This window comes from Altererythrobacter xiamenensis (assembly GCF_900177715.1).
GTDB classification, from domain to species: Bacteria; Pseudomonadota; Alphaproteobacteria; order Sphingomonadales; family Sphingomonadaceae; genus Erythrobacter; species Erythrobacter xiamenensis.
On sequence record NZ_FXWG01000001.1, the window covers coordinates 228,421 to 243,302 of the forward strand.

Annotated in this window: 15 protein-coding genes; 8 read left to right on the forward strand and 7 right to left on the reverse strand. The window is 62.1% G+C overall.

Annotated features, from left to right (window positions below):
- Window positions 1-4: 4 nt before the first annotated feature.
- The 4 genes from egtB to CCE89_RS01190 all read right to left on the reverse strand — a co-directional run bounded on the left by egtB (window position 5) and on the right by CCE89_RS01190 (window position 7,037).
- Complete coding sequence (gene egtB, locus CCE89_RS01175) at window positions 5-1,276, reverse strand: ergothioneine biosynthesis protein EgtB (RefSeq protein ID WP_086436215.1); 1,272 nt, start codon at window positions 1,274-1,276, stop codon at window positions 5-7.
- Window positions 1,277-1,369: 93 nt separating this feature from the next.
- Window positions 1,370-2,440, reverse strand: coding sequence for a GGDEF domain-containing protein (locus CCE89_RS01180; RefSeq protein WP_086436216.1), 1,071 nt, complete (start codon window positions 2,438-2,440; stop codon window positions 1,370-1,372).
- 132 nt (window positions 2,441-2,572) lie between these two features.
- Window positions 2,573-3,946, reverse strand: coding sequence for a class II 3-deoxy-7-phosphoheptulonate synthase (locus tag CCE89_RS01185; protein WP_086436217.1), 1,374 nt, complete (start codon window positions 3,944-3,946; stop codon window positions 2,573-2,575).
- A gap of 118 nt (window positions 3,947-4,064) precedes the next feature.
- Window positions 4,065-7,037, reverse strand: coding sequence for a M16 family metallopeptidase (locus CCE89_RS01190; RefSeq protein ID WP_086436218.1), 2,973 nt, complete (start codon window positions 7,035-7,037; stop codon window positions 4,065-4,067).
- Between the two features lie 98 nt (window positions 7,038-7,135).
- On the opposite strand from CCE89_RS01190, the gene CCE89_RS01195 reads away from it, so the two are divergent.
- From CCE89_RS01195 to CCE89_RS01225, 7 genes are all read left to right on the forward strand, one after another.
- Complete coding sequence (locus tag CCE89_RS01195; RefSeq protein WP_086436219.1) at window positions 7,136-7,717, forward strand: NifU family protein; 582 nt, start codon at window positions 7,136-7,138, stop codon at window positions 7,715-7,717.
- A 23-nt stretch (window positions 7,718-7,740) separates the two neighbouring features.
- Window positions 7,741-8,349 (forward strand): malonic semialdehyde reductase, encoded by a 609-nt coding sequence (locus tag CCE89_RS01200; RefSeq protein ID WP_086436220.1) that lies wholly within the window; start codon window positions 7,741-7,743, stop codon window positions 8,347-8,349.
- Between the two features lie 37 nt (window positions 8,350-8,386).
- Complete coding sequence (tsaB, locus tag CCE89_RS01205; RefSeq protein ID WP_086436221.1) at window positions 8,387-9,001, forward strand: tRNA (adenosine(37)-N6)-threonylcarbamoyltransferase complex dimerization subunit type 1 TsaB; 615 nt, start codon at window positions 8,387-8,389, stop codon at window positions 8,999-9,001.
- A complete protein-coding gene (locus CCE89_RS01210) occupies window positions 8,998-9,462 on the forward strand; it encodes a GNAT family N-acetyltransferase (protein ID WP_234989876.1) in 465 nt (154 codons plus the stop codon). The genes tsaB and CCE89_RS01210 overlap by 4 nt, the downstream gene beginning before the upstream one ends.
- 115 nt (window positions 9,463-9,577) lie before the next feature.
- The gene (locus CCE89_RS01215) at window positions 9,578-10,018 is read left to right on the forward strand and encodes a MucR family transcriptional regulator (RefSeq protein WP_086436222.1); all 441 of its coding nucleotides are present in this window, start codon (window positions 9,578-9,580) and stop codon (window positions 10,016-10,018) included.
- Window positions 10,019-10,108: 90 nt separating this feature from the next.
- Complete coding sequence (locus tag CCE89_RS01220) at window positions 10,109-10,534, forward strand: Fur family transcriptional regulator (RefSeq protein ID WP_086436223.1); 426 nt, start codon at window positions 10,109-10,111, stop codon at window positions 10,532-10,534.
- Complete coding sequence (locus tag CCE89_RS01225; RefSeq protein ID WP_086436224.1) at window positions 10,503-11,423, forward strand: lysophospholipid acyltransferase family protein; 921 nt, start codon at window positions 10,503-10,505, stop codon at window positions 11,421-11,423. Before CCE89_RS01220 ends, CCE89_RS01225 begins: the two co-directional genes overlap by 32 nt.
- Before the next feature lie 10 nt (window positions 11,424-11,433).
- On the opposite strand, the gene CCE89_RS01230 is transcribed toward CCE89_RS01225, so the two are convergent.
- The 3 genes from CCE89_RS01230 to ybeY form a co-directional block, all read right to left on the reverse strand.
- The gene (locus tag CCE89_RS01230; RefSeq protein ID WP_086436225.1) at window positions 11,434-12,318 is read right to left on the reverse strand and encodes a LysR substrate-binding domain-containing protein; all 885 of its coding nucleotides are present in this window, start codon (window positions 12,316-12,318) and stop codon (window positions 11,434-11,436) included.
- Between the two features lie 75 nt (window positions 12,319-12,393).
- The gene (locus tag CCE89_RS01235; RefSeq protein ID WP_086436226.1) at window positions 12,394-13,329 is read right to left on the reverse strand and encodes a hemolysin family protein; all 936 of its coding nucleotides are present in this window, start codon (window positions 13,327-13,329) and stop codon (window positions 12,394-12,396) included.
- A gap of 18 nt (window positions 13,330-13,347) precedes the next feature.
- Window positions 13,348-13,836, reverse strand: a complete 489-nt coding sequence (gene ybeY, locus CCE89_RS01240) for an rRNA maturation RNase YbeY (protein ID WP_200810267.1) — start codon at window positions 13,834-13,836, stop codon at window positions 13,348-13,350.
- A gap of 368 nt (window positions 13,837-14,204) precedes the next feature.
- Between ybeY and CCE89_RS01245 the strand changes: the two genes are divergently transcribed.
- Window positions 14,205-14,714 carry an energy transducer TonB gene (locus CCE89_RS01245; protein WP_086436228.1) on the forward strand — a complete coding sequence of 170 codons (510 nt, stop codon included), beginning with the start codon at window positions 14,205-14,207 and terminating at the stop codon, window positions 14,712-14,714.
- Window positions 14,715-14,882 lie beyond the last annotated feature (168 nt).

The following is a 14,882-nucleotide window of genomic DNA, read 5'->3' on the forward strand; positions in this document are numbered from 1 at the left end:
GAAATCATAAATCCTTCGCCAGCCTCAGGCCGGTGAATTGCCATTGCTGGTGGGGGTAGAAGAAGTTTCGATAGGAAGCGCGCGAATGACCGCGCACGGTGGCGCAGCTCGCGCCCTTGAGCACGAATTGCCCGCTCATGAACTTGCCATTGTACTCGCCGACAGCGCCAGCGGCAGGCTGGAAGCGCGGATAGGGCAGGTAGCCAGAGCGAGTGAACTGCCAGCAATCGCCGAACAGGCCATCGCTTCCGGCCGGCTGCGGCGGTTCAGCGCCATCGAGCTGGTTGCCGCCTGCCGGATCGTGCGCAGGCGCGTTGCCCTCGCCATGCTGCCCGCGGGCAATCGCCTCCCATTCGAACTCGGTAGGGAGCCGTTTTCCAGCCCAGCTGGCGTACGCATCGGCCTCGAAATACGAGATGTGCGTCACCGGCGCGTTTGGATCGCGCGTCTGCCAGCCCTGATGGGTGAAATGGTCGGCGCCTGACTCAGCACTACGCCAGTAGAGCGGTGCCTCCGCGCCCTGCTCCTTGACCCAGGCCCATCCGTCCGAAAGCCACAACCGCGCATTGCGGTAGCCGCCATCGTCGATGAACTCCTGCCATTCCGCATTGGTGACGAGCCGGTCTGCCAGCGCGAAGGGTTCAAGCAGTACACGGTGACGCGGCCCTTCGTTGTCGAAGGCAAAGCCCTCGCCATCATGCCCGATGAGCGCAACGCCGCCGGGATGCTCGTGCCAGCCCAGTTCGCGGCTCTCTGCCCTGGCCGGAGCGCCGCTCCACATCGCCGGGCCGAGCGGGTTCTGGAACAGCGCGTGCTTGATATCGGTGAGCAACAGCTCGATGTGTTGCTGTTCGTGCGCGATACCGAGCGTAACCAGTTCGGCATGCGCGGGATCGTCGAGGATCGGCTCCATCGCATCATCGACATGCGCACGCCATTCGCGGATTTCGTCCAGCGTCGGACGAGATAGCAAACCGCGCGAAAAACGCGCGATCCGCTCGCCTTCTGCCTCGTAGTAGGAGTTGAAGAGAAACGGCCAGTCGTCATCGAAAAGCGTGTAGTCGCGCGCAAAATCGCGCAGGAGGAACGTTTCCCAGAACCACGTGGTATGGGCGAGATGCCACTTTGCCGGCGATGCGTCCTCCATCGACTGGATCGTCGCATCGGCATCGGACAAGGGTTCGACCAAACTCTCGGTCAAATCGCGCGTTCTACGGTATTCTTGCGCCAGCGATTGGCCCGTTTCGGGCGCGGAGCTGGTGAGTGGTTCGGGCACGGATATCTCCTGTTACCTTCGAGACCACAACTGTCATGGCGCAATTCTGTTTCCGGATAAAGACTTGTGCCCCACCCTCTGCCGGTAAATCCGTCAGGCAGCCATGCGGACCGTGTTTCGTCCGGCATTCTTTGCATCATAAAGCGCTTCATCGGCTCTCCCGAACAGGGAAAGTCCGGTGTCTCCGCTCAGGGCGGAGGCGATGCCGATGCTTACCGTCACGGGCGGCACCTCCCCTGATGCACTGCCCGCTGCGATCGCAAGCCTCAGCCGGTCGGCGGCAACCCTCGCCAGTTCGAGATTGGCTCCGGGCAAGACCCACACGAACTCCTCTCCGCCCATGCGGCCGACGATGTCACCTTCGCGCACCTGCTCGCGCGTGATGGCTGCGATGCGCCGCAAGACCTCGTCACCCGCGAGGTGGCCGTAGGTGTCATTGACACGCTTGAAGTGATCGACGTCGAACGCGATCAGGCTGAGCGGTGTCCCCTCGCGGCGTGACTGCATGACCAGTCGGTCGAGCTGAACCATCACGCGCCGCCTGTTGGCGATCCCGGTCAGGGCATCGGTTTCCGCCATTTCCTTCGCCCGCTGCGCTTCGAGCAGGGCAATCTCGCGCGACTTGCGCAAGCTGCGTTCGCGCCGACGCTGGTCGGTGACATCCATCAGGACGGCCACGACGCGCGCCTCGCCTCCCTCCCTCGCAGGAAGGCGCAAGGCGTTCAGCGTCAGCTCGCGTTGCTGCCCGTCGAGCCGCAGAATCGAAAAATCGAGAACGCTGGGTTCTCCTGTACGCGCATCTTCGGACACGAGTTCGACCAAATCGACGTCATTGGCGGCAAGGAGCGTCTCGACATCGCCATCGACCAGAATTTCGCCCGGATCGACGCCGAAAAGGCGCTTCATTCCGTCGGACCATTCCTGGCGGTCTTCGTCCGGATAATATTGCCACACTCCCAGATCGGCGATCTGTTCGGCCATGCGGAACAAGCGCAATGTCTCGCTGAGGCGTCGCGCGCGTCGACGGGCAAGAGCGCTGGCCAGGTTGTGAACTCGCCTGTGACGCCCCAGCGCATGGAAAAGGCGCGCGGCGAGTATGGCGAAACCGAGCGCAAGCGCGCCCGCGATCACCAACAGCACTGAGGTATAAACGCCCTCGATCACGCGCCCCGTCCTTTTGCCTGGGAACGTGATCGAGTAGGTTCAATTAGTCAGGAACGTGCCCGCCCCACCCTTGGGATGAGCCCTGAGGCCCGCGTTAAACCGAACTTTGCCTTTCAGCTCAGCCGTTTTTTCTCAGGCAGCGTCGGCGCGGCGCTCGCCGATCTCATCATTGAGCATTTCTGCGATGAGGAATGCGAGTTCGAGCGACTGGGCCGCATTGAGGCGCGGATCGCAATGGGTGTGATAGCGATCGCCAAGCGCATCGTCGGTAATCGCAACAGCGCCACCGACGCACTCGGTCACATCCTGTCCGGTCATTTCGATATGGATACCGCCGGGATGAGTGCCCTCGGCGCGGTGAACGGCGAAGAAGCCCTTCACTTCCTTGAGGATGCGGTCGAACGGACGCGTCTTGTATCCGCTGTCCGACTTGACGACATTGCCGTGCATCGGATCGCAGCTCCACACCACCGGATGGCCCTCGCGCTCGACCGCACGGACGAGCGGCGGCAGGCCTTCCTCGACCTTGTCGTGGCCGAAGCGGCTGATCAGGGTCATGCGGCCGGGCTCGCGCCCCGGATTGAGCGTGTCGAGCATCCGCAGCAGATCGTCGGGCGCCAGCGAAGGTCCGCACTTCATGCCGAGCGGATTGCCGATACCGCGGGCGAACTCGACATGCGCCGAGCCGTCGAAACGGGTGCGGTCGCCGATCCACAGCATATGCGCGCTGGTGGCGTACCAATCGCCGGTGAGGCTGTCCTGCCGTGTGAGCGCCTGCTCGTAGGGCAGCAACAGGCCTTCGTGACTGGTGTAGAAGCTGGTGCCCTGCAGTTGCGGCACGGTTGCCGGATCGACCCCGCAGGCTTCCATGAAGTCGAGTGCTTCGCCGATACGATCGGCGGTCTCGGCGAACTTTTCGGCCCAGGGCGTGCGGCCCATGAAATCGAGCGTCCACTGGTGGACCTGACGCAGGTTGGCATAACCACCGCCGGCGAAGGCGCGCAGCAGGTTGAGCGTTGCCGCCGCCTGCGAATAGGCGCGCACCATGCGCATCGGATCGTTGCGGCGCTGTTCGGGATCGAAGTCGATGCCGTTGATGTTGTCGCCGAAATAGCTCGGCAAGGTCAGATCGCCCTGCGTTTCGGTTGGCGAGCTGCGCGGCTTGGCGAACTGGCCCGCCATGCGCCCGACCTTCACCACGGGACGCTTGCTGGCGAAGGTCATGACGACCGCCATCTGCAGCAGCACGCGGAAGGTGTCGCGAATATTGTTCGGGTGGAACTCGGCGAAGCTTTCGGCGCAATCGCCGCCTTGGAGCAGGAACGCATGCCCCGCAGCCACTTCGGCCAGATCGGCTTTCAGCGCACGCGCTTCTCCGGCGAACACCAGCGGCGGATAGCTGGCGAGCGTCTCTTCCGCCTGCGCCAGTTCGTCAGCGTCTTCATAATGCGGCAAGTGCCGCGCTTCGTGAGCCTTCCAGCCGTCGGGTGTCCAATTCTGTGCCACTGTAATCTCAATTCGGTCTTGTTGCAGCGCGCGCGCCTACACGCCCTCGATTAGAAAAGCAAAGCCTGCGCGGGGCAAGCGATAATATTATTTCAATCGTAACGATCGAACTGGCCGATCAGCGGCCAGACATCTCCGGAGCCTGTGCGCCGCCGCGTGGCAATTTGGTCGCCAGTTCCTGTCCTTCGGGAATGACGGCCAGCTTCCACCCGGACCGTGCACCAAGATAGCGCTGCGCGAGCAACTGCATGATTTCAGGCGTCGTTTGCGAATAATCGCCCAGCAGGGTGCGGATCAGCGCGACGCGGCGCGGGTCCGAAGTCGCCCCTTCGAGATGATACAGCCAGAAATTGTTGCCAGTGGAAGCGCGGCTGATCAGCTGGCGCAGCGGCTCGGTCACCCGGCCAAGCTCGTCGGTACCGGGCGGCGTGGTGGAAAGATCCTGCGCGATGCGCTCGGCCTCGGCAAAGAACACCGGCACATCCTCCGGCTTGAGCTGAGCGAGAGCGAGGATCGTGCCACCGCTCGACAGATCCTTCGGCCAATCGGAGACGACCTGCGGAGCGTAGCTGGCCCCGGCCTTCTCCCGCATGGCTTCCATCAGACGGTTGTTGAACAATTGCGTGAGAATCTCGAGCTGGCGCGATTCCCGCAGGCTTTCGACACCGCCACCGCTGGGCCAGGCGATCACGGCCGCGGCCTGGTTGGCATCCCCGCGATGCTCAAGAACGGTCGTGCCGCCGCCTGCATCCGGGAATGACGGGACGCGGGCCACGACTTGACTTGCGATCGGATCACGCGCGTCGAGCGCACCGAAAGTTTTCCGCAGCGCTTCGATCGTCGCTTCACGGTCGAACTCGCCGAATACGAGGACTTCGACCGGACCTTCGCTCAGCAAAGGCTCCCATACTTCGCGGAAACCCTCGGGCGTGACCTGCGCCATCATTTCCCGGTCAGGCGTAGCAAAGCGCGGGTCGCGATCCTTGATGAGGAAGTCGAGGTCGCGGTTGAGCACACCGTTCGGGCTGGTTGCAAAGGTGTCATAGGCAAGCTCGGCCGCCGCCTTGGCACGCAGCACCGGGTTCGGATCCCAGCGCGGCATGCCCAGCTTGGCCGCAAACAGGTAAACCTGGTCTGCAACATCGGCGGAGCGGGTCTGCGCGGTGAAGCTGAACACCGCATCTTCGATCGCGAAGTCGAAGCCCATCTTGCGGCCCGTAGCAAGCCGGTCGAGCTCTTCCTGACCAAGCTCGCCCAGCCCCGAACCGACCAGAGCCATTTCGCCGAGCGCGACATAGGGTGCATCTTCCGGCTCGAACGCGCGGTAGCCTGCGCCGAACCGAACCTTCACGGTCACGCGACCCGGTTCGGCATCGTTCGACCACAGGATCGCCTTGACCCCGTTGTCGAACTCGACCTCTTCGATCTCTGGAATACCGGTAAGGCCGAGCGATCCCTCGGACACGACCGTGCCGGGCTCGCCCACCGGCGGCAGGTCTTCGAAAGATACAGACTTGGCGGCAAGTCGCGCGCTGCCGTCGACCTGCGGCGCTTCATTCAACGCCAGCCGGAGAGCGGCTTCATCGCCGTCGCTCGCATCAGGCGTGACATAGACAGCGCGCAGGACGTCACCTTCGAACAACTGCTGCGTGTGCTCGAGCACTTCCTGAGGGGTAAAGCGCTCCTCCATCCCCCGGAACACGTTGAGCACCGTTTCAGGCGCTGCGACGGTTTCGCGAATGTCGACCGCCTGCACGATCTGGTCGGCCAGTTTCGATCCGGCGAGAACGGTCTTCTGTTCGAGCTCGCTGGCGAAGGCGATGTCGAACTCGGCCCGCTCGCGGTCGATTTCTTCCTGCGTCGGCGGATTGACCAGCGCATCGGCGATCACGCCGCGGACGTCGGCCAGCGCGGCCTGCCAGTCATCCGATAGCGGGGCAAAGCTGACGAAGGTCGCATCGGTGGAGCGGGACACGTCGTCCTGCTGGACCTGCGCGTAAAGATAGCTGCCGCCGCTGCGCGCGCGCGCTTCCAGCCGGCGGTTGATGATTGATTGGGCAAGCGCGTCGAGCAGCAGTCCCTCGTTGTAAACGATCGTGTCCTGTACCGGACGCCAGGGCCGCAGAATTGCATAGGTTACCGAGCGTGGCAGGTCGGGCTCGACCAGCACGGCGAGCTCGCCCACGGGATTTTCCGGATCGGCTCCGGCAGGGGCGACGGGATCGCCGAAGTCAGGCGCCGGGACGGTCGGGCCTTCCCCCTCCCAATCTCCGAAATATTCCTCGATCAGACGGGCAAGCTGGACCGGATCGACGTCACCGGCAATTGCGATGACCGTGTTTTCCGGCCGGTACCAGCGCTCGTGAAAGGCGTTCACCGCCTCTCCCGTGGCGGCCGAGAGCGTCGCTTCAGTACCGATCGGGAGACGATTGGCCAGCCGCTGTCCTGCAAAGAGCGTTTCGCGAGTCGCGTCATTGACCCGCTGGCCCGCCCCGCCCCGCTCGCGCTTTTCAGCAAGCACGATGGGAACTTCGGCATCGACATTGGCCTGGTTCAACACCGGCTCGCGGATCATGCCCGAAATCAGCTTGAAGCTTTCTTCCAGCTTGGCAGGCGTGATCGCGGGCAGGTCCAGCTTGTAGACGGTGTGAGTCGGGCTGGTTTCGGCATTGGTGTCGCTGCCGAAAGTCGCGCCAAGGCGCTGCCATGTCGGGATCGCCTGCGCCGGGCCGAGATATTTGCTTTCGCGGAACAGCAGGTGTTCGAGGAGGTGGGCATAGCCGCGCTCGCTCTCTTCCTCGTGCAGCGAGCCTGCATCGATACGGACGCGGATCGAAACCTGTCCTGGCGGAACGCGATTGTTGCGCACGGCATAGCGCAGCCCGTTGTCCATCTCGCCGAACAGCCAGTCCTTGTCCTGCGGTACGTCGCTCCCCTCATAGATCCACGGCGTTTCGTCGCCGGTCTGGAGCGACGCGGGAGGCGGTGCCTCGGCTTGCGGGACGGCATCCTGGGCGAGCGCGGGCGAAAGCGCGGCAGCAGGAATGGCGAGGACGGAAAGGGCGCTGATCGCGCGGAACAATGGCTTCATGGACGCCAATATAGGGATCGATGGTCTGAAGGGATAGTGAATGAGGCGAAAGCTTTGCTGCCTTGCCGCAAAGGCGCACCATCCCTACATCGTTCAACATGTTCATCGAAACCGAAACAACGCCCAATCCCGCCAGCCTCAAGTTCCTGCCCGGTCGGCAGGTCATGCCGTCCGGCACGCGCGAATTCGCAACGCCGGAGGCTGCCGAAGCGAGCCCGCTGGCACAGGCCATCTTCGACACGGGCGAAGTGGTCAATGTGTTCTTCGGAGCCGATTTCGTCAGCGTGACTGCGGCACCCGGCGTCAGCTGGTCGGAACTCAAGCCGATGGTCGTTTCCATCCTGCTCGACCATTTCGTTTCCGAAGCGCCGCTGTTCGCAGGCGGCGATGCGAGCGGGATTTCGGTACCGGCGGAAGACGAAGCGCTGCTGGTCGAGGAAAACCCCGAAAACGCCGATATCGTCGCGCAGATCAACGAATTGCTCGAAACCCGCGTTCGCCCGGCCGTGGCCGGCGACGGCGGCGACATTGCCTATCGCGGCTTCAAGGACGGGGTCGTCTATCTGACCTTGCAGGGCGCTTGCTCCGGCTGCCCTTCCTCCACCGCTACGCTCAAGAACGGCATCGAAGGCTTGCTGAAACATTATGTGCCGGAGGTCGTTGAAGTCCGCGCAGCCTGAATAATTTCGTTCAAGAGGACTCAATGACCACGCAATATCACGACCAGCACCTTTCCGCCGCAGCGCTCGACCAGATCTTTCGCGACGCGCGCAGCTACAACGACTGGCTCGACAAGCCTGTATCGGACGAGCAGCTCCACGCCATCTACGACCTGCTGAAGATGGCACCGACCTCGGCCAACATGCAGCCGGTGCGGATCGTCTGGGTGAAGTCGGACGAACAGAAGGCGAAGCTGCTTGAGTGCGTTTCCGAAGGCAATCACGACAAGGTGAAAGCCGCCCCGGTCACCGCGATCATCGGATACGACATCGATTTCCACGAGGAACTGCCCTGGCTGTTCCCGCACACCGATGCCAAAAGCTGGTTCGAAGGTGACGAAGAAGGGCGCAAGGAAGGCGCCTTTCGCAATTCCTCGCTCCAGGGAGCATATCTGATCATCGCGGCGCGCGCGATCGGCCTTGATTGCGGTCCGATGTCGGGCTTCGACGCGGACAAGGTCAACCAGACCTTCTTCGCCGATGCCCCGCGTCACCGAGTAAACTTCATCTGTTCGATCGGCTATGGCGACAAGGAAAGCATTTTCGAGCGCAGCCCGCGACCCGATTTCGACAAGTTCAATACTATAGTTTGACTTGATGCAGGCGCGCGCCTGAGGCATCGACGATGCCATGCGCACGCTTGCCATAGAAACCGCCACGGAGGCCTGTTCGGTCGCCCTGTTCGAGGACGGGCGGCTACTTGGGCATGATCACCGTGTGCTGGGGCGCGGTCATGCGGAACGGCTCGTTCCGATGATCGCTGCGCTTCCCGACAAGGGAAAGGCGCAGCGTATCCTGGTTTCGCGCGGCCCCGGCAGCTTTACCGGCGTGCGTATCGGCATCGCGACGGCGCGCGCGCTCGGTATTGCCTGGGGCGCAGAGGTGCTGGGCTATCCCACGCTTTCCCTTGTCGCAGCACGCTGCTTGCAACCCACGCCGCAACCCGTGACCGTGTGCATGAACGGCGGCCACGGCGAATGGTTCGTCCAGAACTTCGACGGCGGGAAACCGCAGGACGCGGTGCAGTCGCTGACGCCGGACGGGGCGGAGAAAGCCTGCCGGCATGAACGCATTGCCGGCAATCGCGCACAAGATCTTGCCGCTCGTTTTGCGGAAGGTACGAAGATCGCGATCGATATACTGCCCGATGCGAGCAAGCTGGACTTGCTCCACGAAAGCAACTGGACCAGCGACCTGTCTCCCATCTACGGTCGCCCTCCCGACGCAAAGCCCGCAGCTGCATGAGCCACGCCGACCTCATCGACCAGATCATGATGGTCATGGAACAGGCATTCGACCCGATCTGGGGCGAGGCATGGAACCGCAACCAGGTCGCAGGCGCGCTGGCGATGCCGACAACCTATGCCATTCTCGTAGATGCAGGCGGCAGGCACACCGGACCGATGGGGCCGCCCGCTGCAGGCTTCGTCCTGAGCCGCAATGCTCCGGGCGAGGAAGAACTGCTTCTGATCGCCGTAAGCCCCGACCACCGGCGCAAGGGTTTGGGAAAGATCCTGATTGAGGAACTGGCCAAGGCAGCGCGAAGCCGCGGGGCCGAACGCATCTTCCTAGAGATGCGCAGCAACAACCCGGCGGAAAGCCTTTACCGCCTTGCCGGATTCGAGCCGATCGGCAAGCGAAAGAATTACTATCTCAAGTCAGATGGTGAACGTCTTGATGCGATTACTTTCGGCCTGACAATATGATCAGTTTTATACAAAACTAACTACCATTCTACACGAAGCTTGCTTGCCAAGCCTATTAAGCTGCTTCATGGAATAGTGATCCGGAAAACCGGAGCTAAAAACAAACGAGGAACTCATGGAAAACATCGAACTGGATATGAAAGAGACGTTGATCACGCTCACGTCAGACATCGTCGCCGCTCACGTCAGCAATAATGACGTGGCCGTCGATGATGTCCCGAACCTGATCACCAGCGTCTTCAATGCGCTTTCCGGGCTTGGTGATGGCGGCGCTGCTGAAGAACCGCGTCCCGATCCTGCCGTGTCCATCCGGGCATCGGTCAAGAAAGACCACATCGTCTGTCTCGACTGCGGCAAGAAAATGAAGATGCTCAAGCGGCACCTTTCGACCGAGCACGATATGACACCGGAAGAATACAAGGCGCGCTGGGACCTTGGCCCCGACTACCCGCTGGTAGCGCCGAACTATGCCGAAACGCGCCGCGATCTTGCCAAGAAGATCGGTCTCGGTCGCAAGCCGGGTCAGAAGCGTGGTCGCAAGAAAAAGACTGCCTGAGCGGACAATTCAATTTCGAGCGGCCTCGCCGCTTGAGAAGCGCGCCCCGGGCCTCTAAGGTTCCGGGGCGTTCTTCTTTCGGAGCCTAACTTGCAGCAGAGAATCGACCTCGAACAATTGTGCGCCGATAAGGGCTTGCGGATCACCGAGCAGCGCCGCGTGATCGCGCGCGTGCTCTCCGAGAGTGACGACCACCCCGACGTCGAACTCGTCCACCAGCGCGCATCCGAGATCGATCCCAAGATTTCGATCGCGACAGTCTATCGTACCGTGCGCCTGTTCGAAGAGGCCGGGATCCTCGATCGCCACGATTTCGGTGACGGGCGCGCGCGTTATGAAGCCGCACCTGAGGCCCACCACGACCACCTGATCGACGTCGAAACGGGCAAGGTCGTCGAATTCGTCGACCCCGAGCTCGAGGCCCTACAACGGCAGATCGCCGAGAAGCTCGGCTATCGCCTGGTCGATCACCGCATGGAACTGTATGGCGTCCGCCTCGACCGGCCAGATAAGTGACCGCGCCCGCCGCCGGGCGGAAAAGTACGGCCGCAAGCGCATGGCGGCCATGCGTGGCGAAAAAGTCCCGCTGACAGTCATTGGCTGGGTCCGCTTCATCCTGCGGGCGCTTGGGATCCTGGCATTGCTCATAATCTTCGTGCCGCTGCACTATCTTTACCGCGCCTTTGCCTACGGCTCGCCCTTCCCGATGCTCTTCCTGCGCTACACGGCCCGCATTGTCGGAGCGCGGGTAAAGGTCGTCGGCACACCGCTGCGCCGCGACGTCTTCTTTATCTCAAACCACATATCCTGGATCGACATCCTCGGCATGGCGGGTGCGAGCGGCACAGCTTTCGTCGCGAAGCAGGAACTGGCAGAGGTGCCCGTCATCGGTTGGCTGTGCGGTCTCAACCGGACGGTGTTCGTCAAGCGCGAGAACCGGCTCGGTGTCGCCGAACAGATCAACGCCCTGCGCGAAGCGCTGGAGGACAATTGGTCGGTGACGGTATTTCCCGAAGGAACGGTGACCGACGGTCATTCGCTGCTGCCCTTCAAGAGCTCGATGCTGTCGGTACTGGAACCGCCGCCGCCCGGTGTGCTCGTCCAGCCGGTGATGCTCGACTATAACGATCATGCCGAGGACATCGGCTGGGTAGGCGAGGAATCCGGCCTGCACAACGCCATGCGCGTCATGGCGCGCAAGGGCACCTTCCCGCTCTATATTCATTACCTTGAGCCTTTCAGCCCCGAAGATCATCGCGGCCGCAAGGCGATTGCATACAAGGCGCGCGAGGAAATCGAGGCCGCCTTGACGCGGGCATTGGGAAAGCCGCTACGCGATTTCGCCCATACGGTGGAAGCGATCCGCTATGCCCCGCCGCCGGGTGAGAACTTCCCGGTAGAGTAGGACGCCCGCGCTAAAGGCCCGCGCTTACCAGCCAGTCGTGGAACAGCCGCACCGGGCGCAATTCCAGGGCATTGGGCTTGCACACGAACCAGTAGCTGTATGGGCTTTCTACATCGACTTTGTAGAGGTCCGTGACACGGCGATCATTGGCGCGCCGCATGTGATCGTCATGCATGATGGCGATGCCGAGGCCCTGCGCGGCTGCTTCGAGCATCAACTGTCCTGAATCGTAGTGATCGATGGCAGCCGGCTCCAGATCCTCGATATCGAGCGCCCGCTTCCATGCCTCGAAACTCGCCGGCAACTCGTTGTGAATGAGGAAAGTCTGCTTTGCGAGCTTGGCCGGATCGAGCTCTTCGCCCAGTTCGTCCGCGACTTCCTTGCTGCAAATTGCATGGACCATATTGTGATCGAGCCGCACCGCGTGAAGCCCGGATTCCGGACCGCGCGACAGGATGATCGCCGCATCGAGCGTGTCGCCAACCCGGTCCTCGAGATGCGGACCGGTGTCGATATCGATGTGGAGGAGCGGATGGCGTTTGCGCAGTTCGCCCAGCCGCGGAAACAGCCGCTGGCTACCGAACAGCGGCAAGACACCAAGGCGCAGGCGGAGTAGCGAGATATTGTCCGACTGGCTCTCCACCGCACGGGCAAGCGCTTCGAGATGCGGATTGACCGCCTCGTAGAAGGCCTGCCCTTCGTCGGTCAGTTGCATCGACTGGCGTGCGCGGGTGAAGAGTTTCTTGCCGACGAACTCTTCGAGATTGGTGATGCGCCGCGAAAGCGCCGAAGGGCTCAGACCAATCTCCTCGGCAGCAGCGCGGGCGGATCCAAGGCGCACGGTTCGCATGAACGCTTCGAGCGCGCGCAGAGGGGGAAGACGACGTGTCGGCATGGCAACTCCTTGCTTGGAGTAGCTACGTGTGTCGAGAGCAAAAGATGCAAAAAATCGAACGGAGCTGCGAAATGGCTAGGCTTCGTTCGCCAGCGCGACATCCTCGGGGGCATGGAGGCGCAGCCGCGTGACGTGGGTATCATCCCCGGCGATCACCTCGATGCGCCAGCCGCTCGGGTGCGCGACGATCGTACCGACCGGCGGCACTTGCTCGGCTAGCACGAATGCCAAACCGCCAAGCGTATCGACCGATTCCTCGACCTCGGCGAGCCGCGGATCGACCTGCTCGGCCACATCATCGAGTTCGGCGCGCGCATCGCAGTCCCACATCCCCTCGCCGATCGGCACGATCAGCTGCTCGGGCGTTTCGTCATGCTCGTCCTCGATCTCGCCGACGATTTCCTCGACCAGGTCCTCGATCGTGATGATGCCGTCGGTGCCGGAGAACTCGTCGAGCACCACGGCAAGGTGCACCCGCCGCGCGCGCATGTCGGCCAGCACGTCGAGCGCGCCGCGCACCTGCGGCACGAACAGCGGCTGCCGCATCAGCGTGGTCCAGTCGCGCGGTGGCTCCTTGCCGGTGGCAAGGAAGGGAAACACGTCCTTGATGTGAATCATGCCGATCACATCGTCGAGCGTGCCGCGATAGACGGGCATGCGCGAATGGCCATTCTCGCTGAAACTTTCGACCAGTTCTTCCCAGCTGATCGACGCATCGACCGCAATGATCTCGCCGCGCGGCACCGCGACATCGTCAGCGTCGTGTTCGCTGAAATGCAGCAAATTGCGCAGCATCTGCCGCTCGACGGGCGACAGGTCGCCATTGCCAGAGGTTTCGAGCTCTTCCTCGGGGTTTTCGTCCTCGTGCTCGTCGATCGCCTCTTCGAGCTGCGCGCGCAGGGACCTCTCGCCGTCTCCGACTCTGAGGATCTTGCGAAGCGCGGGCCCGATATTGGACAAAAGCCCGCTGCTACTGTCCGCGTCTCCGGCGGAGGATGGGGTGTCGGGCATGGCCCTGCAAAGCGCTCCTTATATCTCGCGATCCCCATATGGGTCCGCGATCCCCAGTTTTGCAAGAGCCGCAATTTCGAGCGCCTCCATCTTTTCCGCAAGTTCATCGCTGTCGACGTGATCGTGCCCGGCAAGATGAAGCAAGCCGTGGACGATCAGATGGGTCGCGTGATGTTCGAGGCTAATGCCCTTCTCTACCGCCTCGCGCGCGCAGGTTTCATGCGCCAGCGCGATGTCACCGAGCATTTCGGGAGGGCCATCGGGCGTCAGTTCGAGCAGGTCTCGACGCTCCAGCATGGGGAAGCTCAGCACATTCGTCGGCTTGTCGCGATCGCGCCATTCGCGGTTGAGCGTGTGTACTTCCGCGTCGGAAGTGAAGAGCACGCTGGTATGGAGCCGCGCATTTGCCAGCGCAGGCTCTACCTCCGCAGCCGCCCCTGCGGCGCGTTCGGCCAGAGCTTCCCACTCGCCCGCCGGCCAACCTTCGATGTCGATATCAAGCTGCATGTTCAGCCAACCTCACCCGAGGCTGAACCGATGGAACGCCTGGAACACAGCCCTGGAGATGAAAACCTGTCCGGACGAGCTCCACGCCCCAGGGTCCCGGACAAGCGGAAGTTGAACTGATCGATCATCCCGCCGCCATAGCGCGAGTTCCGCCCGGTAGGAAACTCAGGTCTCAATCCCACGATCATCCGTTAGTTTTCGGTCACACAATTGCCGCAAATATGCGCCATATGGCCACGCTGGTGGTTAGTTCCGCAGGCTAATCATCAGGATCGACCTGAATCTCCTCGCTTACATTATTGGGTCGCTTGAACACTGCGAAGGTCTTTTTGGCCGATCATCCAACCGTAAATCGAAAGGATGACGCCATGACACGACATATCAACATTTCCACCGGCTCCCTCCACGCGATCGCTCTTGCGATGTTGCTCGCTTTACCCACGGCTGCTTCGGCCGCGAGCGACCAGAACGACATCGTGGTGCGATCACAATCTCCCATGGAAGAGTGGACATCGCAGACGAGCGCCGAACTCAATCGCGCCTTGTCCCAAGGGCTCAACGCCCGCGAAGAACCGAACAATGCCATCGTACAGGTGACTTTCACCGTCGACGGGGATGGACGGGCAGAAGAGCTCGAGTTCCTCAAGGGAAACGGAAACCGGCAGGCCCGCGACATCACCCGTCGCGCAATCCGGCGTCTGAAAAACCTTGATCAGGTTCCAGTGGCAAATGCCCGCGACGCACAATTTCTCGCCAATATCATCTTCGCCAGCAACGAAAGGGTGCACACGGAACTCGCCTCGCGGCTCGAGAGAATGGAAACGGCCAGGCTCGCGTCCAGACAACGCGAAGCCACCTATATCGCTCTGGGTTACTGAGCAGCACTATTTCGCTGATCAAGACCTGACCCGATCATAGGATTGGCCCTCTCCAATTTGCTCGGACCCGATGCTCCAGTGCCGTGAAAGCCCCGTCTGCGGAAACGGGGGACGCGGCGCTGGAGCATTCCTTTGTGCCACGCAGCCACGGTAAAACGTTGCCCCCTT

What these genes read in the sequence shown, in the direction of transcription:
- CCE89_RS01190 (WP_086436218.1), bottom strand. Translation starts at nt 7,037, where the DNA reads ATGAAGCCATTGTTCCGCGCGATCAGCGCCCTTTCCGTCCTCGCCATT.
- CCE89_RS01195 (WP_086436219.1), top strand. Translation starts at nt 7,136, where the DNA reads ATGTTCATCGAAACCGAAACAACGCCCAATCCCGCCAGCCTCAAGTTC.
- CCE89_RS01200 (WP_086436220.1), top strand. Translation starts at nt 7,741, where the DNA reads ATGACCACGCAATATCACGACCAGCACCTTTCCGCCGCAGCGCTCGAC.
- tsaB (WP_086436221.1), top strand. Translation starts at nt 8,387, where the DNA reads ATGCGCACGCTTGCCATAGAAACCGCCACGGAGGCCTGTTCGGTCGCC.
- CCE89_RS01210 (WP_234989876.1), top strand. Translation starts at nt 8,998, where the DNA reads ATGAGCCACGCCGACCTCATCGACCAGATCATGATGGTCATGGAACAG.
- CCE89_RS01215 (WP_086436222.1), top strand. Translation starts at nt 9,578, where the DNA reads ATGGAAAACATCGAACTGGATATGAAAGAGACGTTGATCACGCTCACG.
- CCE89_RS01225 (WP_086436224.1), top strand. Translation starts at nt 10,503, where the DNA reads ATGGCGTCCGCCTCGACCGGCCAGATAAGTGACCGCGCCCGCCGCCGG.
- CCE89_RS01230 (WP_086436225.1), bottom strand. Translation starts at nt 12,318, where the DNA reads ATGCCGACACGTCGTCTTCCCCCTCTGCGCGCGCTCGAAGCGTTCATG.
- CCE89_RS01235 (WP_086436226.1), bottom strand. Translation starts at nt 13,329, where the DNA reads ATGCCCGACACCCCATCCTCCGCCGGAGACGCGGACAGTAGCAGCGGG.
- ybeY (WP_200810267.1), bottom strand. Translation starts at nt 13,836, where the DNA reads ATGCAGCTTGATATCGACATCGAAGGTTGGCCGGCGGGCGAGTGGGAA.
- CCE89_RS01245 (WP_086436228.1), top strand. Translation starts at nt 14,205, where the DNA reads ATGACACGACATATCAACATTTCCACCGGCTCCCTCCACGCGATCGCT.